The following is a 23,677-nucleotide window of genomic DNA, read 5'->3' on the forward strand; positions in this document are numbered from 1 at the left end:
CCCCCCTCCCTAGCGCGGCGTGCAGCATCGCCAAACTGCCGTGCGGCAATTTGTATTCCGGCGCTGCCACCCCTAGATCGCGCGCAACCAATCTGGAGCCTCACAATGACCGCCGACCCGATCGTCATCCTGTCCTATGCCCGCACCCCGATGGGGAGCTTTCAGGGCGCGCTGACGGGGGCTTCCGCGACGCAACTCGGCGCGACCGCGGTGAAGGGCGCGGTCGAGCGCGCCGGGGTCGATCCCAAGGCGATCGAGCGAATCTATATGGGCTGCGTCCTTCCCGCCGGGCTTGGACAGGCTCCCGCTCGGCAAGCCGCGATCAACGCCGGGCTGGGCGAGCATGTCGAGGCGACCACGGTCAACAAGATGTGCGGGTCGGGCATGCAAGCGACGATCATGGGCGCGGAGGCACTGGCGGCCGGATCGGTCGACCTGCTTGTCGTGGGCGGCATGGAGAGCATGACCAACGCGCCCTATCTGTCGATGCGCCATCGCGGCGGCGCGCGGATCGGGCATGATGTCCTCAAGGATCACATGTATCTCGACGGACTCGAGGACGCCTATGAACCCGGCAAGTTGATGGGCAACTTCGCGGAAGACACCGCGCAGGAATATCAGTTCACCCGTGCCGCGCAGGACGACTATGCGATCGCGAGCCTGACTCGCGCGCAGGAAGCGCAGAAATCGGGCGCGTTCGACCGCGAGATCGTCCCCGTGGAGGTCGTCGGCCGCAAGGGCACGGACACGATCACGATCGACGAACAACCGGCCAAGGGCGACCCCGCGAAAATCCCCACGCTCAAGCCGGCTTTTTCGAAGGATGGCACCATCACCGCCGCCAACGCCTCGTCGATTTCGGACGGGGCGGCGGCGCTTGTCCTGACTCGCCAGTCGGTCGCGGACAAGCTCGGCAAGACGCCGGTCGCGCGCGTCGTCGCGACCGCCGCGCACGCCCACGCACCTGCCCTGTTCACCACCGCCCCCGTTCAGGCGATGCAGAAAGCGCTCGACAAGGCCGGCTGGACCGTCGCCGACGTTGACCTATTCGAGGTGAACGAGGCATTCGCGGTCGTCGCGATGATAGCGATGCACGACCTCGGCATCCCGCACGACAAGATCAACGTGAATGGCGGCGCGACCGCGCTCGGCCATCCGATCGGCGCGAGCGGCGCGCGCATCCTGACCACCCTGGTATCGGCGCTACAGACGCGCGGACTGAAGCGCGGACTGGCGTCGCTGTGCATCGGCGGCGGCGAGGCGACCGCGGTCGCGGTCGAGCTGATCTGACGGCCTCCCGCGCGGCGCAGCGAGCGCCGGTTACTTCAGGGGAAGGACGACCTCGTTAGGGTTGATGACGTTCAGTTGCTTGCGAGCCTGTTCGTCGGCCATATCGGGATCGACCTTCTTGGGATCGAGCAACTGGACGCGGTTGGCGATAGCCGCCTGTTGCCGCTTGAGCTGCGCGAGATGCTGTTCCTGGCGCTTGAGCATCCGCTGATAGTCGCCATAGGCCAGCGCGCCGTTCGACCCAACCACGGCATAGGTGCCGAAGAACGCCATGACCGCCAGCGCGAACGCGGGCAAGGCGGCGCGGCGGAATACGGAGCGGAAAGTGGTGTGACGGCGCGTCATGGTCGCGTCATCTCTCGCGCAAGCCGATTCGCCGGGCAAGCCGAAATTAACCATGTTTTCGGCGAATCGAGTCGGATCAGCGGTGAAACGAATCGTCGGCGCGGAACTTATCGCGCAGCGCGTAGCACGCCGCGTCCGGCATAGACCCCGACGTCGCCCAGTTCCTCCTCGATGCGGATCAACTGGTTGTATTTCGCCAGCCGATCCGAACGCGCGAGGCTGCCGGTCTTTATCTGCCCGCAATTGGTCGCCACCGCCAAGTCGGCGATCGTCGAATCCTCGGTCTCGCCCGACCGGTGCGACATCACCGCGGTGTAGCCGGAGCGCTGCGCCATCGACACCGCCGCCAGCGTTTCGGTCAGCGTGCCGATCTGGTTGACCTTGATCAGGATCGAATTGCCCAGCCCCTTCCCGATCCCGTCGGCAAGCCGCCTCGGATTGGTCACGAACAGATCGTCGCCGACCAGTTGGACCTTGTCACCGATCAGGTCGGTCAGCGCCTTCCAGCCCTCGAAATCGTCCTCGGCCATCCCGTCCTCGATCGAGAAGATTGGATATTTGGCGACGAGGTCGGCGTAATAGGCCGCCATTTCGTGCGGGCTGAGAATCTTGTTCTCCGCCGAGATGTTGTATTTGCCGTTCTCAAAGAATTCGGTCGACGCCGGGTCGAGCGCGAGCATCACGTCATCGCCGGGCTTGTACCCGGCCCCTTCTATCGCCCGCATGATGAAGTCGAGCGCATCGGTGGTGTTGGCGATGTCGGGCGCGAAGCCGCCTTCGTCGCCGACGCCGGTCGACAAGCCCTTGTCGTGCAGCATCTTCTTCAGCGTGTGGAAGATCTCCGACCCGTAGCGCACCGCCTCGAACAGGCTCGACGCGCCGACCGGCACGATCATGAATTCCTGAAAGTCGATCGGATTGTCGGCATGCTCGCCGCCATTGATGATATTCATCATCGGCACCGGCAGGACGTGCGCGTTGACCCCGCCGACATAGCGATAGAGCGGCAGCCCGCGCGCATCCGCCGCGGCCTTGGCGGTCGCGAGGCTCACGCCCAGGATCGCGTTCGCGCCCAGCCGCGCCTTGTTCGGCGTGCCGTCGAGCGCGATCATCGCATTGTCGACATCGGCCTGATCCTCGGCGTCCAGCCCCAGGATCGCGTCGGCGATCTCTCCGTTCACCGCATCGACCGCCTTCTGAACGCCCTTGCCCGACCAGCGGCTCTTGTCGCCGTCGCGCAGTTCGACCGCTTCGTGCGCACCGGTCGAGGCGCCCGACGGCACCGCCGCGCGGCCGAAGCTGCCGTCCTCCAGCATCACCTCCACTTCGACCGTCGGATTGCCCCGGCTGTCGATGATTTGGCGGGCATGCATGTCGATGATTGCGGTCATGGAACGGTCTTCCTAGATTGGGGGAAGCAAGGGTGTCGCGGCGGCGCTCTATCGGGTTCGTTCGGATCGGGCAATTCGCCTGAAACTTCGGAACCCGCAAAGCCCGCCTTGGTTGTTTGACGCGTTGGAGTAAGGAACACGATCATGGCCGATACCGCACCGAATGAGACTATCGTCGACAATGAAACCGGCACTGGCGCGAAAGACGCCATGGCCGGCGTGCAGACGCTGAAGGATAACGTCATCAAGTTTGCCAACGATGCCGGCGACAAGGCGAAGGCCGCGGCCGAGGACGGCAAGACGCGGGCCGGCGGCGCGCTCGACGAACTCGCGACGATGCTGCGCGACGCGGCGACCAGCGTCGATGAGAAGGTCGGCGACCAATACGGCCAATATGCCCGGTCGGCGGCCGACGCGGTGGCGAACTTCTCGCAATCGCTCCAGTCGAAGCAGGTCGACGACTTGATCGACGACGCGCGCGAGTTCGTGAAGAAGAGTCCGGCGGTCGCGATCGGCACCGCCGCCGCCATCGGCTTCGTACTGGCACGGCTGGTCAAGGCGGGGCTGGACGAACCCGCCGGCGACAAGAAGGCCTGATCGGCCCGGCCGCGCGTGGAGGAAAAGCAACCGCCCGAACAGGAAAGCATCCCCGCGTTGGTCAGCCGCCTGATCGACGATGGCGAAGGCTTCGTCCGGGCAGAGCTTAAACTCTACCGCGCGCGGGTGGTCGCCCGGGTCGGTGAGGCGCGCAACGCGGTCATCCTGGCGGTCGTCGCGTTGTCGCTCGCCCAGGCGGTGATCGTCGCGGCGCTGGTCGGTTTGCTGATCCTGTTGCGGCCCGCGCTCGGTCCCGGCGGCGCGACCGCCGTGGTCGTGGCCGGTGGGCTAGCGCTGGCCGCGCTGCTGGCGTGGCTCGGCTGGCGGCAATTGCTCAAGGCGACGCAGATCAAGGACAGGGACGAACGGCCATGAGCCTGATCGACGACGAACTCGCCAGAGCCGAAGCCGCTGCGGCTGCGCGGCGGCAACAGCTCGCCAGCACCGTCGTCGCCTTGCAATCGCGGCTCAAGCCCAGCGCGCTTGCCCGTGATGCGATCGGCGAGCTCAAGGAAGTCGGCGGCGAAATCGCCCAGGCGGGCGTCGACACGATCAAGCGCCATCCGGTGACCGCCACGGGCGTTATCGCGACGCTGACCGCATTTTTTGCACGCAAACCGTTGCGGCGCTTGTTTCACCGGCGCTCCAGCGACACATAATCACGCTCAGATCGAGGAGTGCGCGATGACCGAATCGACTAACAAGCAGCCCGCCGGCCGTATGGAAACCGCGCTGACCACGGCGCGCGGCGCGGCCAACGACGCCCTCGGCGAAACCCGTGCAGCGGCGAAGCGCGTCGGCAGGGCTGCGGAGGCCAATCCCCTCGCCGTCGTCGCGGGAGGGATCGCGATCGGGCTGGCGGCGGGCGCGCTGCTGCCGCGCACGAAGCGCGAAACCAAGCTGCTGGGTCCAGTGGGCAAGCGGATCAACGGCGCGGCGGCGGGTGCTGCCCTGGCGGCCAAGGACGCGGCGAAGGCCGAACTCGGCGCATTCCCGCTGAGCAAGGAGGCGGCGCGCGAGCAAGTCAGCAAGTTACTCGATCAGGTCGGCAAGGCGATGTCGGCGGGCGGTGACGCCGCGCTGGCGGCGCAGAAGGAAGCGCCGAAACCGGTCAAAAGAACGCGGCGCAAGGCCGATTGACCTTTACTTGACGCGGACGCGCGATATGGGGCCGCCATGAGCAAGCTCCATCTCGTATTCGGCGGCCGCGTCAAGGACCCCCAAACGCTCGATTTCGATGAATCGACGATCGAAGTCGTCGGCATCTTCCCCGATTTCGCGAGTGCCGAGAAAGCGTGGCGCGCGGCCGCTCAACGCACTGTCGACGACGCCGAAATGAAGTTCGTGGTGGTCCACCTGCACCGCCTGCTTGAGCCCGATCCGGATTTGCAGGCGAGCGGCTAAGCGTCCCTATAGCGCCAGAGCAACAATGGGCGCGTCAGTATCAATCCGGCTATAAACCCGCCGATATGCGCGCCGATCGCCACCGGCTGATCGGTCAACGTCGCGTAGCCGACCAGCAGATTGATGATCGTCCACGCCGCCCCGAGCCACACGGCATGGAGCACGCCCGCCGATAGCGGCCCAATCTGGCGAGCGCGATTGCGGCCGTAGAGCAAGGCATAGGCCGCGACGACGGCGGAGATCGCCCCGCTGGCGCCGATCATCGGCATCATCGACTGCGGATCCTGCGCCCACTGCCCCGCCGCTGCCGCGTAAGCGCCGATGAAATATAGAACGCCGATCGCCTTCGATCCGAGAGCGCGCTCGACCTCGCGCCCGCAATAGACGAACATCACCATATTGAAGAGCAGGTGAAACACCCCGCCATGGAGCAACGTCGCAGTCAGCGGCGTGAGCCAGGCCGGAATCGGCGGCCCCGCCCACGTCACCGCTTGGTAAGGCGCGAGAGCGGGAATGAACCCGCCGACCAGCGCCGCCATCTGACTCTCGCCTGCCAGCCCGACCAGCGCGGAAACGAGAATCGTCACCGCGGCGATGCCGTAGGTGGCGGGCGCGTCGCGCCAGGCGAACCCCTGGCTCAGATGAACTCGATCTTGCTGATGAGGTAGTAACGGTCGCCCGCGGGCACCGACACTTCGACCTCTTCATCGACCTTGCGCCCGATCAGCGCGCGGCCGATCGGCGAATTGTAGCTGATCCGGCCGGTCTTGGCGTCCGCCTCGGTCTCGCCGACGATCTGATACTTGGTCGCCTTGTCGTCCTCGTCGAGCAAGGTCACGGTCGCGCCGAAAACGACCTTGTCGCCCGACAATTCCTTGGGATCGATGATCTGGGCACGGCTCAGCTTGCCTTCGATGTCGGCGATGGTCGCCTCGTTCTGGCCCTGCTGCTCCTTGGCGGCATGATATTCGGCGTTTTCCGACAAGTCGCCATGCGCGCGCGCTTCCTCGATCGCATCCACGATCAACGGGCGCTCCTCTTTCAAGCGACGCAGATCTGCCGTGAGCTTCTCATAGCCCTCTTGCAGCATCGGCATCTTCTCGACGGTCGCCATACCCCTAATCCTTCGTCAAAATCTCTGCCCCAAGCGACCTGTGGAAGGGCCGCCCGCACCTTGTTTCTCTATGTGGGGATCAATTGTGCGAGTGCGAATGATAAGACTGGAGCGGTCGAACTTCAAGAGAGCGCGTCGCAAGGCCGACGATCGCCCGCGCCGCCTCCACGCTGGCGGGCGCGGTCGTGAAGTACGGAATCTTCTGGCCGAGTGCCGCGACCCGGATCGGTTTGGAGTCCTTCAGCGACTGCCAGCCCTCGGTCGTGTTGAAGATCATGTCGATCCCGCCATCGACCACGCGATCGACGATATGCGGACGACCCTGCGCTACCTTGTTGACGCGCTCGACCTTCACGCCGTGCTCGCTCAGATAGTCGGCAGTGCCCCCTGTCGCGACGATAGTGAAGCCGAAATCGGCGAGCGCGCGCACACCCGGCAGGATCACCGGCTTGTCGCTGTCCTTGACGCTGACGAACACCGTACCGCTCTCGGGCAGGACGGTCCCCGCCCCCAGCTCGGCTTTGCCGAACGCGCCGGTGAAGTCCTGGTCGATCCCCATCACTTCGCCGGTCGATTTCATCTCGGGGCTCAGCACCGGGTCGATCCCGGGGAAGCGGTTGAACGGGAACACCGCTTCCTTGACCGCGAAATAGGGAATGTCGCGGTCGATCCTCGGCAGGTTCGCCATCTTCTCGCCCGCCATCACGCGGCTCGCGATCTTGGCGATGGGCGCACCGATCGCCTTGGCGACGAACGGCACCGTGCGGCTGGCGCGCGGGTTGACCTCGATCAGATAGACCTTGCCGTCCTTGACCGCGAACTGGATGTTCATCAGCCCGACGACGTTCAGGGCCCGCGCGAGAGCATCGGCCTGCCGCTCGATCTCGGCGACGATCTCCGCGGGCAGCGAATAAGGCGGGATCGAGCACGCGCTGTCGCCCGAATGGACCCCGGCTTCCTCGATATGCTGGAGAACGCCCGCAACTACGACATCGGTGCCGTCGCAGATCGCGTCGACGTCGACCTCGATGGCGTCGCGAAGATATTGGTCGATCAGAACAGGTGACTCGCCGGACACTTGCACTGCAGTCTGGATATACTCTTCGAGCTGCGGCCGCCCGTCGACGATCTCCATCGCGCGGCCGCCGAGCACGTAGCTCGGCCGCATCAGCACAGGGTAGCCGATCCGTTCGGCCACCGCGACCGCCTCCTCGGCGCTGCGGGCGATGCCGTTGGCGGGCTGGAGCAGGCCGAGCTTGTTGACCAGCGCCGCGAACCGCTCGCGGTCCTCGGCCAGATCGATCGCGTCGGGGCTGGTGCCGAGGATCGGGATGCCCGCCTTTTCCAGCGCGCGCGCCAGGTTGAGCGGGGTCTGCCCGCCGAACTGGACGATCACGCCGACCAATTCGCCCGCCTGCTGCTCGACATGCAGGATTTCGAGCACGTCCTCGGCGGTCAGCGGCTCGAAGTAGAGGCGGTCCGACGTGTCGTAATCGGTCGACACGGTTTCCGGGTTGCAATTGACCATGATCGTCTCGAACCCGGCATCCGCCAGCGCGAAACAGGCGTGGCAGCAGCAGTAATCGAACTCGATCCCCTGCCCGATCCGGTTCGGCCCGCCGCCCAGGATGACGATCTTGCGCCGGGTCGAGGGCATCGCCTCGTTCTCCGGCTCGCCGAAGCTGGGCGCTTCGTAGGTCGAGTACATGTACGGCGTCTTGGCGTCGAACTCGGCCGCGCAGGTGTCGATGCGCTTGAACACCGGGCGCACGCCGAGTTTGTGGCGTAAAGCGCGCACCTCGTCCTCGTTGACCCCGCCGACCATCGCCTTGACCGCTTCGTGGATCAGCCCGCCGCGCGCCTGATAGCGATCGCGCAACCCGGCGGAGGTCAGCGCGAGGAAGCCGAGGCGCTTGTCCGAAAAGCCCATCGCCTTCAGCCGCCGCAGCCCCGCGGCATCCTGCGGCAGGCCGTTTTCCAGCACCTCGTTCTCCGCCGCGACGATCTCCGCGATACGCTCGAGGAACCACGGATCGTATTTCGCGATCGCGTGCACCTCGGCGACGGTGAAGCCTTCGCGCAGCGCCTGCGCCGCTACCAGCAGCCGGTCGGGCGTCGGCAGCGCCAGCGCCGCCTCGATCTCGTCCTTCGGCGCACCGACGAGGCGATCGACGATGTTGAACCCGCTCAGCCCCGTCTCGAGGCCCCGCAGCGCCTTCTGCATCGACTCATGGATGTTGCGCCCGATCGCCATCACTTCGCCGACCGACTTCATCGCGGTGCCGAGCAGCGGCTCCGCGCCCTTGAACTTCTCGAACGCGAAGCGCGGGATCTTGGTCACGACATAGTCGATCGTCGGCTCGAACGATGCGGGCGTGGCACCGGTGATGTCGTTCTCGATCTCGTCGAGCGTGTAGCCCACCGCCAGCTTCGCCGCGACCTTGGCGATCGGGAAGCCCGTCGCCTTCGACGCCAGCGCAGACGAGCGACTGACGCGCGGATTCATCTCGATCACGATCAGGCGGCCGTCCTTGGGATTGACCGCGAACTGGACGTTCGACCCGCCCGTCTCCACCCCGATCTCGCGCAGCACCGCGATGCTCGCGTTGCGCATGATCTGATATTCCTTGTCGGTCAGCGTCAGCGCCGGCGCGACGGTGATCGAATCGCCCGTATGGACGCCCATCGGATCGACGTTCTCGATCGAGCAGATGATGATGGCATTGTCGTGCTTGTCGCGCACGACCTCCATCTCATATTCCTTCCAGCCGAGCAGCGATTCCTCGATCAGAACCTCGGTCGTCGGCGAGAGATCGAGTCCCGAGCGGACGATCGTCAGGAACTCGTCGCGGTTATACGCGATCCCCCCACCCGATCCGCCCATCGTAAAGCTCGGCCGGATGATCGCCGGCAACCCGACCTTCTCCAGCCCCTCCAGCGCCTCCGCTTCGGTATGCGCGATCGCCGAACGCGCGCTTTCCAGCCCGATCTTGTCCATCGCGGTGCGGAACTTCAGCCGGTCCTCGGCCTTGTCGATCGCCTCGGCATCGGCGCCGATCATCGTCACGCCGAACTTTTCCAGCGTGCCGTCGCGGAACAGCGCGAGCGCGGTGTTGAGCGCGGTCTGCCCGCCCATCGTCGGCAGGACGGCGTCAGGCCGCTCCTTCTCGATGATCTTGGCGACGACGGCGGGGGTGATCGGCTCGACATAGGTCGCGTCGGCCAGCTCGGGATCGGTCATGATCGTCGCCGGGTTCGAATTGACCAGGACGATGCGATAGCCTTCTTCCTTCAGCGCCTTGATCGCCTGCGTGCCCGAATAATCGAACTCGCACGCCTGGCCGATGACGATCGGCCCCGCGCCGATGACGAGGATCGAGGAAATGTCGGTGCGTTTGGGCATTAACCGTGCGACCTAAGTAGTGCGATTATCGCGATGAAGAGGGAAGCGACCGACGCGATTGAGCTAGCTCGCTCGACGATTTCCCAGATCAAATCTCCGGGCGGATTTGGCGACTCTGCGAGGACCTTCGCGGCTAACACCAAGGCCACGACCTGCGAACGCTCGCTGTTAGTGAGTGTCAGGTTTTCCAACTCACCCTGAATGCGCGTAAGTTCGTGCGCGATGCGTTCTCGACGCTCCTCGTCCAGCACAACAGGATTTGGCCTACCGGTCCAACTACTGCTGTCCACTGCAGTTTGGCGAAGGAGCACGTCTTCAACGTGCCGGATTCCCGCTTTGAGTATGCGAGTTTTCCAGGTCGACGGTCGATACTTCGTCGCCTCAACTTCCGCGAAAAGGTTTTCTCGGCAATCCTCAGCAAACTGTACAGCTGCATAAGTCCGAAGCGGAACGGCTTTCGCGCTCGCAACGGATCCTAAGGTAGTCTTTTGATCGGGCCGGCGCTTTTCAGCCTCGTAAAGTCCGACCAGTACCAAGTCGAAGAACTGCTCGTAATTTGTCACGGCGCGACCGACATCGAATTCACAAACCGCTCGAACAGATAGAAACTGTCCTGCGGCCCCGGGCTTGCCTCGGGGTGGTATTGCACGCTGAACGCGTTGCGGTCGGTTAGTTCGAGCCCGGCATTCGAGCCGTCGAACAGCGACACGTGAGTCTCGCACGCATTGGCGGGGAGGCTGTCGCGTTCGACCGCGAAGCCGTGGTTCATGCTGGTGATCTCGACCGCGCCGTCCGACAGCCGCTTGACCGGATGGTTGGCGCCGCGATGGCCCTGGAACATCTTGGTCGTGCGCGCGCCGACCGCCAGCCCGAGCAATTGATGGCCGAGGCAGATGCCGAACAGCGGCTTGCCGGTCTCCAGCAACTGCCGGATCACCGGCACCGCATACTCGCCGGTCGCGGCCGGATCGCCCGGACCGTTCGACAGGAAGATGCCATCGGGCGCGAGCGCCATGACCTGATCGAAGGTTGCGGTCGCGGGGACGACGCTGACCTTGGCGCCCGCCTGCACCAGATTGCGGAAGATATTGCGCTTGCTGCCGTAATCGATCGCGACGACGTGGGGACGGTCAGCCTCCCCACCTTCGCCGCCATAGCCGAACCCCAACCGCCAGACGCCACCTTCCCAGCCATAATCGGCCTCGGTCGTGACCGCGATCGCCAGGTCCATCCCCTCCAGTCCCGGCCACGCCCGCGCCATGTCGAGCAGCAGCGGAATGTCGAACTGGCCGTCCGCGGCATGCGCGATCACGCCATTGGGTGCGCCTCCGCTACGAATCCGCCGCGTCAGCGCGCGCGTGTCGATTCCCGACAGGCCGATCCGCGCATGCTTCTTCATCCAGGCATCGAGCCGCTCGGTGCTGCGGAATGACGAGGGCGCGGTCACGTCCTCGCGCACGATCATGCCCAAAGCGTGCGGCATGTCCGCCTCGACGTCGTCGGCATTCGCCCCGACATTGCCGATGTGCGGGAAGGTGAAGGTGATGATCTGGCCCGCGAACGACGGGTCGGTCATGATTTCCTGGTAACCGGTCATCGCAGTGTGGAAGCACACCTCGCCGACCGCCTGCCCTTCGGCGCCGAATCCGCGGCCCCAGACGACCTCGCCGCTCGCCAGGACGAGAACGCCCGTGGCTCCTTCAGGCGCGCGAAAAGTCGTGGCGTCGGCCATTGCGGGCGGGCACTCCGTTGGGTTGAAACAGCGATGTCGCTAAGTCCCGCCGCCTAAACCCCTACCCCCCTCGCGTCAACCGGATCGGGGCGCTATGTGGTCCGCATGATACGTGACGACATCAAAGCCGCCCAGATCGCCGCCATGAAGGCCGGCGACAAGGAATCCCGCAACGCGATCAGCCTGATCCAGTCGGCGATCAAGAATCGCGACATCGAGGAACGGACCAAGGCGCAACCGAACGACGACGACACGTTGGTGGTCGAAGTGCTGCAGAAAATGGTCAAGCAGCGCCGCGAATCGATCGAGATGTTCCGTAAGGGCGACCGCGAGGAACTGGCCAAGGCGGAAGAAGCCGAGGTCGCGGTGATCGAACGCTTCCTGCCCGCGCAGATGAGCGAGGCGGAAACCGCCGCCGCGATCGAGGCGATCAAGGCCGAACTCGGGGCGAGTGGCATGAAGGACATGGGCCGCGTGATGGCCGAACTGAAGGCGCGCCATGCGAGCAGCCTCGATATGTCGAAGGCCAGCGCGGCGGTGAAGGCGGCACTATCCTGACCTGTGGAAAACCCGCCCGTTGCGTGAAGGGCGGGTTGCTGCGATAGGCATGCTATAATGCGCGGGTGAGTCTCACCCCCGCCTTCCTCGACGAACTCCGCGCCCGGACCCTGCTGTCCGCGCTGGTGGGGAAGACCGTCAAGCTCACCAAGGCGGGGCGCGAGTTCAAGGGCTGTTGCCCGTTCCACAACGAAAAGACGCCGAGCTTCTACGTCAACGACGACAAGGCGTTCTACCACTGCTTCGGCTGTTCGGCGCATGGCGACGCGATCCGCTGGATGACCGAGCAGCGCGGCCTCCCCTTCATCGACGCGGTGAAGGAACTCGCCCAGGCCGCCGGGATGGAGATGCCCGCGCAGGACCGCCAGGCTGTCGAGCGCGCCGAACGCGCCAAGGGTCTGCACGACGTGATGCAGGCAGCCGCCGACTGGTTCGAGGCGCAGCTTGGCGGGTTGGACGGCGGCGAGGCGCGCGCCCTGCTGGAGCGGCGCAAGATTTCGGACGCGACACGGCGTGCGTTCAATTTCGGCTATGCCCCGGATTCGCGCGGCAAGCTGCGCACCGCGCTGCGCGACTTCGGCGACGCGTTGCTGATCGAGGCTGGCTTGCTGATCAAGGTCGAGGACAAGGAGCCCTACGACCGGTTCCGCGGCCGACTGATGATCCCGATCCGCGATCCGCGCGGACGCGTGATCGCGTTCGGCGGGCGCATCGTGGGCGACGGCGAGCCCAAATATCTCAACTCGCCCGACACACCGCTCTTCGACAAGGGCCGCACGCTCTACAATCTCGACAAGGCCGCCCCGGCCAGCCGCAAGACCGACCGGCTGATCGTGGTCGAAGGCTATATGGACGTGATCGCGCTGGCCCCGGCCGGGTTCGGCGATGTCGTGGCCCCCAACGGCACCGCCGTGACCGAGGCGCAGCTCGAACGGATGTGGCGAATGGCCGACGTCCCGGTGATCTGTCTCGACGGCGATGCGGCGGGGCAGAAAGCGGCGATCCGCGCTGCGCATCGCGCGCTGCCGGGGCTGGCGCCGGGCCGCAGCCTGAGCTTCGTGACCCTACCCGACGGACAGGACCCCGACGACCTGGTCCGCGCTTCCGGCGCGCGCGCGTTCGAGGCGCTGCTCGACAAGCCCGAACCGTTGGTCGACCTGCTGTGGCGGCACGAATACGCCGCCGAACTGCTCGACACCCCCGAGCAACGCGCCGGCCTCAAGCGTCGCCTCGCCGATCACGCCAACACGATCGTCGACCCCAACGTCCGCCACGAATATCTCGCCGAGTTCCGGCGCCGCGTCGACGACCTGTTCGCCAAGCCGCCGCGTGAGTTCCAGCCCCGCACCTTCGCGCCGCGCCGCCCGGGCACGAAATGGACGCCCCCCACCCCGCCGGCGACCGCGCAGGCCAAAGCGGTCCGCGCCGCCGGCATCGACCGCGTGCTGGCAAAGGCAGTACTCGCCGGGCTGATCCGCCATCCTGCCGAAATCGCCCGGCACATGGAAGTGCTGGGCAGCCTGAAGCTCGTCGATGGCGCTCTCGCGCGGCTGTTCGAAGCGGTGGTCGATCTCGCGCTGGAGGACCGGGCGCTTGATAGCCAGCGCCTCGTCACCATATTGGGCACTTCCGGACTTGGTCAGATCACGACGGACCTGCTCCGGGCCGACGCCACGCCCTATTCCTTCACGAAAGGCGACGCCGATCCCAAACGCGCCAGCGCCGATCTGGACGAGGCGATCGCGATCATGGTGGCGCGGCCCGAAGTAGATGCGGCGCTCGCCTCTGCAACGGCGGAGTTGGAAACGACGACATCCGACGCGGCGTTCGCTCGGCAAATGGAACTGCTGAAAGAACAGCGCGCTTTGGAAGAGCGGCTTGCAAATCTGATCCAGGCTAATAACGACGCGGACGAATTCGAAATTGAGGGCGATTGATGGCGAAGAATAACGGCGGCGAAGGCGACGAAACCCTGGAAATGGGCGACGCTCCGCTGATCGACCTGAACGATGCGAACATCAAGAAGGTGATCGCGCGCGCCAAGAAGCGCGGATATATTACCTACGATCAGCTCAACGATGCGCTGCCGCAGGGTGAAATGTCTTCGGATCAGATCGAGGACATCAGCGCGGCTCTGTCCGAAATGGGCATCAACATCGTCGAGAACGAAGAAGCCGGCGAGGAAGGCGACGAGCAGCAGAAGGAAGACGAGGACGATATCGATCCGGTCGATTCGCCCGACGATAATGCGCCTGCGCTCGAGACCAAGAAGAAGGAAACGGTCGACCGCACCGACGATCCGGTGCGCATGTATTTGCGCGAAATGGGCGCGGTGGAATTGCTCAGCCGCGAGGGCGAAATCGCCATCGCCAAGCGGATCGAGGCCGGCCGCGACACGATGATCCTGGGTCTGTGCGAAAGCCCGATCACGTTCAACGCGATCATCGACTGGTCGACCGCGCTGAACGAAGGCACGATGCAGTTGCGCGAGATCCTCGATCTCGACGCGATGCTGTCCAAGGGTCCGTCAGCCGAGCAGGTCGAGGGCGCCGAGGACGACGATTCAGGCGAAATCAGCGAAAAGACCGCGGGCGCCAGCTTCAAGGAAGAAGAGGACGTCAAGGAAGAGGTCTCGGCCGACGAGGACGAGGACGACATGACCGAGCGTCGTGCGCCGCGCATCTCCGACGACGAGGAAGAGGATAACACGCTCAGCCTCGCGCAGATGGAGGAGCAGCTCAAGCCGATGGCGCTGGAGCGGTTCGCCAACATCACGTCGATCTACAAGAAATTCTCGAAGATGCAGGCGACGCGCCTGGATCAGATGAGCGCTGGCGGCGAGCTGTCGGCGGGTGACGAGCGCAAGTATCAAAAGCTGCGCGAGGAACTCACCGCGGAGGTCGAGAGCGTCCAGTTCCACCAGGCGAAGATCGAATATCTGGTCGACCAGCTCTATTCGTTCAACCGGCGCCTGACCGCGCTGGGCGGGCAGATGCTGCGCCTGGCCGAGCGGCACAAGGTCAGCCGTGCCGACTTCCTCAACCGCTATGTCGGACACGAACTCGATGAAAGCTGGCTGAGCACGGTCGAGGGCGTCGACAAGAAGTGGGCGGCCTTCGCGGGCGCCGAGACCGCAGCGGTGGATCGCATCCGCACCGAGATCAGCGAGATCAGCCAGCAGACCGGTATGGCGCTCGGCGAGTTCCGCCGCATCGTCAACATGGTGCAAAAAGGCGAGCGCGAGGCGCGCATCGCCAAGAAGGAAATGGTCGAGGCGAACCTTCGCCTCGTCATCTCGATCGCTAAAAAGTATACGAACCGCGGCCTGCAATTCCTTGATCTTATTCAGGAAGGTAACATCGGCCTGATGAAGGCGGTCGACAAGTTCGAGTATCGCCGCGGCTACAAGTTCAGCACCTACGCAACGTGGTGGATCCGTCAGGCGATCACCCGCTCGATCGCCGACCAGGCCCGCACGATCCGCATCCCGGTCCACATGATCGAGACGATCAACAAGCTGGTCCGCACGTCGCGCCAGTTCCTCCACGAGCAGGGCCGCGAGCCCACGCCGGAGGAAATGGCCGAGCGGCTGAGCATGCCGCTCGAGAAGGTCCGCAAGGTGATGAAGATCGCCAAGGAGCCGATCAGCCTCGAAACGCCGATCGGCGACGAGGAGGATTCGCACCTCGGCGATTTCATCGAGGACAAGAATGCGGTGATCCCGGTCGACGCCGCGATCCAGGCGAACCTCAAGGAAACGGTCACCCGCGTGCTGGCGAGCCTGACCCCGCGCGAGGAACGCGTGCTGCGCATGCGCTTCGGGATCGGCATGAACACCGACCACACGCTGGAGGAAGTGGGCCAGCAGTTCAGCGTGACTCGCGAACGCATCCGCCAGATCGAAGCCAAGGCGCTCAGGAAACTGAAGCATCCGAGCCGCAGCCGGAAAATGCGGTCCTTCCTCGACCAATAGTCGATCGGCCGGGCTGGCCGGAACCGATGTGACAAAGCCGTCGATCGCTGGATCGGCGGCTTTTTCCTTTGTCGACTCCGAGAAAACGAAAAAGGCCGCCGGTCTTTCGACCGGCGGCCCATTTCCTTAGCGCAGGCTGGTCTTACGCGAAGCGGACCCGCGCCGTGACCTTGCGGTTGCGACGCATCGCCGCACCCATCAGGCCAAAGCCCATGATCATCATCGCCCAGGTCGCCGGTTCCGGCACCGGAGCGGTGGCGAACTGGCTGTAGATCTGCGCCGTGTTGATCAGGTAATTCGATCCGCGCGAACCGACCGCGATGTTCCAGCCGATCGCGTCGAACGCCGCGAGGTCGAGCGCCGTGATCTCGCCCATCTGCTTGTAGCAGAAGGTCGGGTCCATGATGCCAATCTGCCCGGTGCAGCCGACAGCATCCTTCCAGTGCGACGCCTGGTCGCCATCGCCATTGTAGGTGCCCGTCGCGAACAGCGAGTTGCCGCCCCACTGCGTCAGGCCGCCGTCGGTGGAGAAGTACGACGCCGTGCCGACCGACATGTCGAGCACGGGGCCGTTACCGGCAACCACGTTGTGCGGGTCCATACTGTAACGGAACATGTCGAGCGCCGAGAATAGCGCGGTCTGGTTGAAGTTGAACTGGTTGCCGGTAGCGACACCAGGGCCGTTGGGGCCACCGAAATAGTCGAGATAATCGACGCCCGACACGAAGCCAAGCGCGTGGCCGATTTCGTGGATCGCGACGCCGATAAAATCCATCGTATTGGCGGTAATGCCGTCGGTGGGATCGAAGTCGAAATTGAAGTTGGTCGAGAACTGGACCTCACCGTCGAGCTGCTGAGTGTTGCTCGCATCGTAGGTCGCCGTACCGCCGATCGCCTTCACGTTGGCCGTATTGAGATACAGCGTCTTGTTGTTCAGCGCGTTCACACCCGTCGTGCTATTATCATAACGCCAGGTGTTGGTGTTGATGCCGTTATTGCCGCTGTTCGGGCCGTTGGTGATGAAAGCCGCAGCGCCATTGGTCAGCGTCGGCAACACGATGCCCGTATCAACGGCGGAGTTGCTCTTGGTTGCGTTGACGCCTGATTCCCAGTTGGCGACGGTGTAATTCATCCCGGAGCTGCCGGTCGAACCGATAATGCCCGAGCCGAGCGCCGCGGTGCCGACACCCAGCTTGATCGTGACATTGTTGGTGAGCACCGAGCTCCAGTAGGCGGCCGCGATCTGGAAACCGGCGCGGAACGCGGCTTGTTGAGCTGGCGTACCGGCAAAACCCTGATCGACCAGGATGATGTTGGCGGCGTTGGCCTGGCCTGCGGTGATCGCGGACATGGCGGCGCCAATGCAAAGCAGCTTGCGAAACTTCATTTCGTGAAAACCCCCTTTTTGCAGCCGTTGGAGGCCGGCTGAACCCACACATTAACAGTTTGTTAACAATTCAAGCAACTCCCTGAGCGTAGAATGCGGCACCCTTCCTGTCTCAATCTGGAACAAAGAGAATGGGTTAGGATGAAGATCGTAACGATGGCGCGCCCGATCGACCCAAAAACGAAAAAGGCCGCCGGTCTTTCGACCGACGGCCCATTTCTTAGCCGAAGCTAACCTTACGCGAAGCGGACCTGCGCATTGACCTTGCGGTTGCGACGCATCGCCGCACCCATCAGGCCAAAGCCCATGATCATCATCGCCCAGGTCGCCGGCTCCGGCACCGGAGCGGTCGCGAACTGACGATAGATCGATGCAGTCGAGGTCGTCTGGTAGTTCAGCGCATTCACGCTGAGGTTCCAGCCCATCGCGTCATAGGCGGCGAGATCGAGACCCGTGATGTAACCCGTCTGGCCGTAGCAGAAGGTCGGATCCAGGATGCCGTTGCCGATCGCGCAGCCTGCGGTATCACGCCAGTGCGACGCCTGCTGCTTGTCGGTGCCGTTGTAACGGCCGTTCGAGAAGTTGTTCCCGAAGAGAGCAGTCGCCCCGCCGTCGATCGAGAAGTACTTGTCGCCACTGACCGACAGGTCAAGTACGGGGTTGGAACCCGGCGCGACGTTCGTCGGGTCATTGCTATAGCGGAACATGTCCAGCGCCGAATAGATGGACGTCGAGTTCAGGCTATAGCTCAGCGCGCCCGCATTGGGGCTATTGCCACCGCCGTTGATACCATAGATGTCAAGGAAATCGACACCCGACACGAAGCCCAGCGCGTGGCCGATTTCATGGATCGCGACGCCGATGAAGTCCATCGTGCCGGCAGTGATGCCGTCGGTCGGATCGAAGTCGAACGAGAAGTTCGTGCTGAAAGTCACAGTACCGTCGACGGTCGCCGAAGTCACACCGGCGACGTTGGCGCCGATCGCCTTGATCAGCGAGGTGTTCTCGTAAAGCGTCTTGCTGCTGGTCGTCGCGCCCGCGTCCCAAACTTTGGTGCTAAGGTCGTCTTTGCCGTTAGCAGCCACACCGTTCGTGATGAAACTGGCGCCGCCATTGGTCAGCGTCGGCAGCACGGCGGTCTGGTCGATCACCGAGTTGCTCTTGGTCGCGTTAACGCGCTGTTCCCAGGTTGCCACGCTCAAGTCAGCGCGAGTGCTGCCCGTCGAACCGATGATGCCGGAACCCAGCGAGGCGGTGCCGACCTTGAGGTTGATCGTGACGTTGTTCGTCAGGATCGATCCCCAGTAGGCAGCCGCGATCTGGAAGCCGGCTTTGAACGCTGCCTGCTGTGCGGGAGTGCCCGCAAAACCGTTGTCGATCAAAATGATGTCAGCTGCGTTTGCCGGCACCGCCCCCATCACGCTGGCCGCGACGCCGCAAGCAAGTAACTTCTTCATACGCATAGGAAAATCCCCCATAACCGAATGTCACGACTTGTGCCGTTAACAGTGTGTTAATCTTTATTAAGTCGCCTCGAGTCAATCCGGTTCGAATGCATCCGGCGCCGGATTTTCCGAGAGGTGTATCTTAGCGGGACAGTCGGGATCGCATCGCCTATGGCCCCGCCAAGCCGACCCGGTAGGAGCGCCCGATGGCCACGATGACCAATGCCGATGTCGCCGGCGCCGCCGCCGCGTTGAAGAACGCCCTCGCCCGCCGTGACCGGGCGGAAACCAATCGAGTGGTTGCCGCAATGCTCGACGGCCAGGCGCCGCTCGGGGCGAAATGGGGCGAAATATCGCGGCTGATGCAGGTCAGCGGCGAGTTCTCCCTCGCCCATCGCGCGATCGACGCTTACGTCGCCGCATCGCCAGACAAGGCGAGAGCGCTCTACGCGAAGGTCGTGCTCTACACTCAGTCGGGCCAGTTGCAGGAGGCGCACGACCTGCTGAAGACCCTGCCCACGGACGTGCCTGACCCTGGCGGCCACGCCTACGTGCTTGGCAACACCGCGATGACCCTCGGGCGCGTGCAGGAGGCGAGCGATTATCTCGCGACGGCGCTCAAGCACCGCCCCGGCTGGGGTCCCGCCTGGCTGTCGCTATCGACCGCGGTCAATCTCGCCGATAGCCCGTTCGGCGAGCAGTTGCTGGCCGAGGAAACCATCGCCCAACGCCAGGGGCCGGCCGACCTCGCCCGCTATTATTACGCGCTCGGCAAGCTCCATGCCGATCGCAAGGACCACGACGCCACCTTCGCCGCCTTCGCGCGCGGCGCCGAACTGCTCCGCGCGGAAACGCCCTATAGCCGCGCCGGCGACGAAGCAAATTCGCGCGAGGCGATGACCGGGTACCCCGCCGGTTTCATCGAGCGGCTGAACGAGCAGGTCAGCGTCGACACCAGCCGCCCGATCTTCGTCACCGGCCTCCCCCGCTCCGGCACGACGCTCGTCGAACAGATCCTTGCCAGCCATAGCGCAGTCGCGGACGGTGGCGAGCTCAACATCATCCAGCACGTCGCGGTCGCGGCGGGCGGCGTGTCGGGAGAGCATCTCGAAAAGTATCTCGCCGGCAACGGCAAGGTGGACACGCTCGCCGACCTATACCTCCATTTACTCGCCGAACGCATGGGGCCGGCGGGGCGGATCGTCGACAAGTCGATCGACGTCAGCCGTTGCCTCGGTCTGATCGCCAGCACGCTGCCCGACGCGCCGTTGATCTGGATGCGGCGCGACCCGCTCGATTGTGCCTGGTCGTGCTTCCGTACCTTCTTCATCCACGGCGTCGCGTGGAGCTACGACCTCGCCGACATTGCGCAGCACTTCATGCTCGAGGACGCGCTTTGCGCCTTCTGGCAGGAGCGGCTCGGCGACCGGTTGCTGGTCGTACCCTATACCGACCTGGTCGAGGACCCGGAGACCTGGACGCGTCGGCTGCTCGACCATTGCGGACTCGCCGAGGAGGCCGGTGCGTTCGCGCCGCACCTGACCGAACGCCGCGTCGCCACCGCCAGCGCACTTCAGGTCCGCCGCCCGATCAACCGGGACGGCCTGAACGTCGCTGCCCCCTACCGCGAGCAGCTGCAGCCGTTCATCGACACCTATCGCCCGATCGCGTGAAAAAAGGCCGCAGCGAAAAGCCTCGCTGCGGCCCTTGATCGGAACCCGAGAGCTCCCCGCCCGTCAGGCAGCGAACGTCACCGCCGCGCGACGACGATGGCGCAGCGACGCGCCCATCATACCGAATCCCACGATCATCAGCGCCCAGGTCGCCGGCTCCGGCACCGCGGCCACGTCGAACGAGACGTTGTCGAAATATTGCGAGGCGACGCCGCTCGCCGGCGCGAATAGGCGAGTAGCCTGCAGCGACAGCGTATGCTGGCCGGCGCTCAGCGTGGTGGTGAAGTTCAGCGTGTTGCGCAGCGTGATCGGGCCGCCCGCGACATCGCCGAAGTCATAACTGGCGAGCACGACGCCGTCGACCAGCACGCTCATCAGGCCGACGCCCAGCGCGCCGCTGCTGCGGGTATAGTAAGCCGCGATGTCCGCGCTGAACGTCGCGACACCACCGGCCGTGGTGAAGATCTGCGACACGCCGCCACCTTCGCCGGGATTCGAATTGTAGGGTCCGTTGATCTTGCCGGCGTTGAGGAACAGCGCGTTCGACGCGCCCGATCCGGTCGTGTTGAACGAAACGACCGACGCGCTCTGCGGCTGCGCCTGGGTCGGCGTGCTCGGCGTCGCGGCGATCGTGCCGTTGGCCGTGGTATAGGAGGTCCAGCCGGTCAGGCCGTTCTCGAAATTACCGTTGATCAGGACCGGACCGGCGTGCGCGACGCCGACCGACGATGTGGCGAACACGACGGCGGCCGACAGCTTGGCAAAACTCTTGTTCATGAAACTCTTCCCCGTTTTCAAGGCGAGCAGACGGGACCGCCGGCACAGGGTGCCCGGCGACCCGAATGATCGATGATTGGCATACTACCCACGGCCCGCTGCCGCCGACCGTCTCCCGGCGCGTATCGGCGCCTCGTGACTCATTAATGAGTCTTTAGTGACGTTTCCGCGATCGGTGACGAACCGCTTCGTTCTGGCACAGATCGCTCAGTGATCGGTGCTGTAGGCCGCGATGCTCGGCGCGATCGGATCGAGCAGCACCCAGAGCGCGATTCCCACCGCCGCCGCAAGCAATAGACCGCTGATCAGCGTCGCGCGGCGGCTATCCGCCTCCGGCATCAGCGGCAGCAGCAGGACGGTCGAAACCGCCAGCGGCATCGCGGCGATCATCGGCGTTTTCGGTCCGACTGCCTGAAGCAGGAAAAAGCCGAAGCCGAGCATGTAGCCGACCCCCAGCATCGCGGCGACCACAACGGCGACCGTCCCGATTGCCGGCACATATCGCCGCACCGCCAGCGCCAACCCGCCGAGCATCAGCGGCACGGCGATCGGATAGGCCGCAGTCGGCGCGGTCGCCTGCATGAACAGGCCGAGCAGGAGCAACGGCAACGCGGCGCCGAAGACTCCCGCGGCATCGGTCGGCAGCCAGCGGCGGAACAAGGCTAGCGCGGCAAGGCAGACCAGCAGCGCCTGCCCCTCCAGCCGCGGGATCGCCGCGAGCCGGTCGTAATAGTTGGTCGCTCCGCCCGCGCCCGACACGATATTGACGAGATACAACGCGAGGCCTGCCACCACCGTCAGCGCGAGCAGGGTCCCTGCCCCGCGCACCGACTCGCCGATCGTCCCCCTCCCCCACGCTGCGACGGCGTAACCCGCCGCGCCGAGCGCCAGGATCAGCCATCCGACCGCCGCCGCATAGCTCACGAACACCAGCCCGAACGCATCGAAGAACACGCTGTCCGCCGCCTTGCCCGGCAGCGTCGGCGCGGCGAGCAGCCCGCGCGTCAGGCCGAGCACTTGCCGTCCCATGTCCTGCAAGGCGCCCTGATCGAGCGCGTCGGGGGTCGCCAGCGGCGAGTGATAGAGTTGCGGCCGTCCGATAAACGCGAAATTGAACCCCGGCACGCCGAGTTTCTTGGCGACGGTATAGTCGGTCGAATTGGGCAGCTTCTTGTAAACGAACACGCTGAGCGATGTGGCGACCGGTCGCGCCACGCTGCGTCCGAACAAGTCCATCATCGCGCCGTTGTCGCTGCCCGTTTCGAACATCGACGCGCGCCCGCCGCCACCACGAGTCTCCAGGTTGACGATGACGCCGACGCGGGCGCGACGCGGATCGCTCGCGAAAAAGACCTTCGCCCCTTCCAGCCCGAGTTCCTCGCCGTCGCTCAACAGCACGATCAGGTCGCGCGCCGGCTGGCCCTGCGCCCGGATCGCGCGCACCGTCTCGAGAATGGAGGCGACCCCGGCGCCGTCATCGGCCGCGCCGGGCGAGCCCCACACGCTGTCATGATGCGCCATCAGCAACACCGCTGGCAGCGACCGGTCGCGCCCCGGCAGCACCGCGACGATGTTGGTCAGCGGCGGCGTGACGCTCGACTTGTTCCAGTTCGACAGACGCTTGGCCGCCGCCTCGCTCATCGTGCCGGTCGGCGTATCGACCGTCATCCCGAGCGATCGCAGTCGCGCGATCAAATAGGCACGGAGCGCCGCGTTCTCTCCGCTGCCCGTCGGGTGAGGCGCGCGGCCTATCTCTCGGACATCGGCCATCGCCCGCGTCGCCGAGAAAGCGGTCGCCGGTGCATCGCCGCCAAGCGGACTCGGCGGAGTCGTCGCAACGATCGCCAGCGCTACCGCACCGATGACCGCAAGCACCAAGGCCAGCCAGTTCCGCATCGCCACCCCTCCCGTTTGGGCCGGACGTTACGAGGCGCGGTCGTAATGAGCAACAAACGCCTCCGCTTCGGTCGCAAGACCTTGTCCTGCGAACCGCGAGCGCCGATCACGCGGACATGGATACGCCCGCCGACCGCGACGATACGACCACCGCATCGGATCTGGTCCGCCGTTTCGGCCTGTGGAGCGAACGCGCGACGCGGGAGCCGGTCTATATCCTGCGCCACGGGCGGCCCCGGCTAATCCTGGCGTCTGTCGAACTGATCGAGATGCTGTGCCAGCCGCGCGAGGAGGAGGAAGACCAAGCCTCGCTCGACGAGACCTTCGCCATGTCGCGCGGGGCGGCGATCGCGCGAATCGACCGCTATGGCTTCCTCGATGGACCCCACACCGCGCTCGCCGCCCTGACCGGGATCGGGGTTTCGATGCTGTCGAGCCTGCGCTTTGTCGCCTTGTTCTCGATCCAGTCGCGCCGCGCCGTTGCCGACCTGATCGCCGCCGTCGGCGAGGACGGACAGCCTCGCTCCGGTTCAGGCCGACTGCTGACCGAGGCGGGGGACGCGCGCCAGGTGACGGTCGCCTTCGCTCCCCGCCGCCGCGACTCCGCGATCGACGGAGTCGTCGCGCTGATCCTCGCGACCAACTGATCCGTCGCCGAGACAAGTTGTTACATGTTTAAGACCGCATAAACC

General features: G+C 64.9%; 22 protein-coding genes. 11 read left to right on the top strand and 11 right to left on the bottom strand.

All coding sequences use genetic code 11. The features are described 5' to 3' along the window. Positions 1 to 105: 105 nt before the first annotated feature. Complete coding sequence (locus J0J06_RS06300) at positions 106 to 1,290, top strand: acetyl-CoA C-acyltransferase (protein WP_294040459.1); 1,185 nt, start codon at positions 106 to 108, stop codon at positions 1,288 to 1,290. Between the two features lie 30 nt (positions 1,291 to 1,320). Here the strand turns inward: J0J06_RS06300 and J0J06_RS06305 are convergent, their stop codons facing one another. Both J0J06_RS06305 and eno read right to left on the bottom strand, forming a co-directional pair. Further along, the gene (locus J0J06_RS06305; protein WP_294040460.1) at positions 1,321 to 1,635 is read right to left on the bottom strand and encodes a septum formation initiator family protein; all 315 of its coding nucleotides are present in this window, start codon (positions 1,633 to 1,635) and stop codon (positions 1,321 to 1,323) included. Between the two features lie 107 nt (positions 1,636 to 1,742). Further along, positions 1,743 to 3,026 carry a phosphopyruvate hydratase gene (gene eno / locus J0J06_RS06310; RefSeq protein WP_294040461.1) on the bottom strand — a complete coding sequence of 428 codons (1,284 nt, stop codon included), beginning with the start codon at positions 3,024 to 3,026 and terminating at the stop codon, positions 1,743 to 1,745. Positions 3,027 to 3,170: 144 nt separating this feature from the next. On the opposite strand from eno, the gene J0J06_RS06315 reads away from it, so the two are divergent. From J0J06_RS06315 to J0J06_RS06335, 5 genes are read left to right on the top strand one after another with little or no spacing between them, the layout of a single operon-like run. Continuing rightward, a complete protein-coding gene (locus tag J0J06_RS06315) occupies positions 3,171 to 3,623 on the top strand; it encodes a hypothetical protein (RefSeq protein ID WP_294040462.1) in 453 nt (150 codons plus the stop codon). Positions 3,624 to 3,638: 15 nt separating this feature from the next. After that, positions 3,639 to 3,998, top strand: a complete 360-nt coding sequence (locus J0J06_RS06320; protein WP_294040463.1) for a phage holin family protein — start codon at positions 3,639 to 3,641, stop codon at positions 3,996 to 3,998. After that, entirely contained in the window at positions 3,995 to 4,282 is a 288-nt protein-coding gene (locus J0J06_RS06325) for a DUF3618 domain-containing protein (protein ID WP_294040464.1), read from the top strand. Before J0J06_RS06320 ends, J0J06_RS06325 begins: the two co-directional genes overlap by 4 nt. A gap of 25 nt (positions 4,283 to 4,307) precedes the next feature. Beyond that, positions 4,308 to 4,763: a hypothetical protein gene (locus tag J0J06_RS06330; RefSeq protein ID WP_294040465.1), complete on the top strand. Its 456-nt coding sequence runs from the start codon at positions 4,308 to 4,310 to the stop codon at positions 4,761 to 4,763. Positions 4,764 to 4,799: 36 nt separating this feature from the next. Continuing rightward, a complete protein-coding gene (locus J0J06_RS06335) occupies positions 4,800 to 5,027 on the top strand; it encodes a DUF4170 domain-containing protein (protein WP_294040466.1) in 228 nt (75 codons plus the stop codon). On the opposite strand, the gene J0J06_RS06340 is transcribed toward J0J06_RS06335, so the two are convergent. The 5 genes from J0J06_RS06340 to carA form a co-directional block, all read right to left on the bottom strand. Continuing rightward, positions 5,024 to 5,614 carry a rhomboid family intramembrane serine protease gene (locus J0J06_RS06340; RefSeq protein ID WP_294040467.1) on the bottom strand — a complete coding sequence of 197 codons (591 nt, stop codon included), beginning with the start codon at positions 5,612 to 5,614 and terminating at the stop codon, positions 5,024 to 5,026. The genes J0J06_RS06335 and J0J06_RS06340 overlap by 4 nt on opposite strands. Before the next feature lie 50 nt (positions 5,615 to 5,664). After that, positions 5,665 to 6,141 carry a transcription elongation factor GreA gene (gene greA, locus J0J06_RS06345; protein WP_294040468.1) on the bottom strand — a complete coding sequence of 159 codons (477 nt, stop codon included), beginning with the start codon at positions 6,139 to 6,141 and terminating at the stop codon, positions 5,665 to 5,667. Positions 6,142 to 6,220: 79 nt separating this feature from the next. Further along, the gene (gene carB, locus J0J06_RS06350; RefSeq protein WP_294040469.1) at positions 6,221 to 9,544 is read right to left on the bottom strand and encodes a carbamoyl-phosphate synthase large subunit; all 3,324 of its coding nucleotides are present in this window, start codon (positions 9,542 to 9,544) and stop codon (positions 6,221 to 6,223) included. Then, the gene (locus J0J06_RS06355) at positions 9,544 to 10,107 is read right to left on the bottom strand and encodes a hypothetical protein (protein WP_294040470.1); all 564 of its coding nucleotides are present in this window, start codon (positions 10,105 to 10,107) and stop codon (positions 9,544 to 9,546) included. The genes carB and J0J06_RS06355 overlap by 1 nt, the downstream gene beginning before the upstream one ends. After that, a complete protein-coding gene (carA, locus tag J0J06_RS06360) occupies positions 10,104 to 11,276 on the bottom strand; it encodes a glutamine-hydrolyzing carbamoyl-phosphate synthase small subunit (RefSeq protein WP_294040471.1) in 1,173 nt (390 codons plus the stop codon). Before carA ends, J0J06_RS06355 begins: the two co-directional genes overlap by 4 nt. 105 nt (positions 11,277 to 11,381) lie before the next feature. Here carA and J0J06_RS06365 point away from each other — a divergent pair, with 105 nt between their 5' ends. The 3 genes from J0J06_RS06365 (at position 11,382) to rpoD (ending at position 15,807) form a co-directional block, all read left to right on the top strand. Further along, positions 11,382 to 11,834, top strand: coding sequence for a GatB/YqeY domain-containing protein (locus J0J06_RS06365; protein WP_294040472.1), 453 nt, complete (start codon positions 11,382 to 11,384; stop codon positions 11,832 to 11,834). Between the two features lie 65 nt (positions 11,835 to 11,899). Further along, positions 11,900 to 13,771, top strand: coding sequence for a DNA primase (dnaG, locus tag J0J06_RS06370; RefSeq protein ID WP_294040473.1), 1,872 nt, complete (start codon positions 11,900 to 11,902; stop codon positions 13,769 to 13,771). After that, positions 13,771 to 15,807 carry an RNA polymerase sigma factor RpoD gene (rpoD, locus tag J0J06_RS06375; protein ID WP_294040474.1) on the top strand — a complete coding sequence of 679 codons (2,037 nt, stop codon included), beginning with the start codon at positions 13,771 to 13,773 and terminating at the stop codon, positions 15,805 to 15,807. The genes dnaG and rpoD overlap by 1 nt, the downstream gene beginning before the upstream one ends. A gap of 142 nt (positions 15,808 to 15,949) precedes the next feature. Here the strand turns inward: rpoD and J0J06_RS06380 are convergent, their stop codons facing one another. Beyond that, a complete protein-coding gene (locus J0J06_RS06380) occupies positions 15,950 to 17,194 on the bottom strand; it encodes an NF038122 family metalloprotease (RefSeq protein WP_294040475.1) in 1,245 nt (414 codons plus the stop codon). Between the two features lie 236 nt (positions 17,195 to 17,430). Next, positions 17,431 to 18,657 (bottom strand): NF038122 family metalloprotease, encoded by a 1,227-nt coding sequence (locus J0J06_RS06385; RefSeq protein WP_294040476.1) that lies wholly within the window; start codon positions 18,655 to 18,657, stop codon positions 17,431 to 17,433. 188 nt (positions 18,658 to 18,845) lie between these two features. Here J0J06_RS06385 and J0J06_RS06390 point away from each other — a divergent pair, with 188 nt between their 5' ends. Further along, positions 18,846 to 20,312, top strand: coding sequence for a sulfotransferase (locus J0J06_RS06390; RefSeq protein ID WP_294040477.1), 1,467 nt, complete (start codon positions 18,846 to 18,848; stop codon positions 20,310 to 20,312). Between the two features lie 63 nt (positions 20,313 to 20,375). Here the strand turns inward: J0J06_RS06390 and J0J06_RS06395 are convergent, their stop codons facing one another. Further along, positions 20,376 to 21,089 (bottom strand): PEPxxWA-CTERM sorting domain-containing protein, encoded by a 714-nt coding sequence (locus J0J06_RS06395; RefSeq protein WP_294040478.1) that lies wholly within the window; start codon positions 21,087 to 21,089, stop codon positions 20,376 to 20,378. Between the two features lie 207 nt (positions 21,090 to 21,296). Then, a complete protein-coding gene (locus J0J06_RS06400) occupies positions 21,297 to 22,985 on the bottom strand; it encodes a M28 family peptidase (protein WP_294040479.1) in 1,689 nt (562 codons plus the stop codon). Positions 22,986 to 23,101: 116 nt separating this feature from the next. Between J0J06_RS06400 and J0J06_RS06405 the strand changes: the two genes are divergently transcribed. Next, positions 23,102 to 23,632 carry a hypothetical protein gene (locus J0J06_RS06405; protein WP_294040480.1) on the top strand — a complete coding sequence of 177 codons (531 nt, stop codon included), beginning with the start codon at positions 23,102 to 23,104 and terminating at the stop codon, positions 23,630 to 23,632. Positions 23,633 to 23,677: the final 45 nt, after the last annotated feature.

Source organism: Sphingomonas sp., assembly GCF_017304615.1.
Lineage (GTDB): Bacteria > Pseudomonadota > Alphaproteobacteria > Sphingomonadales > Sphingomonadaceae > Sphingomonas.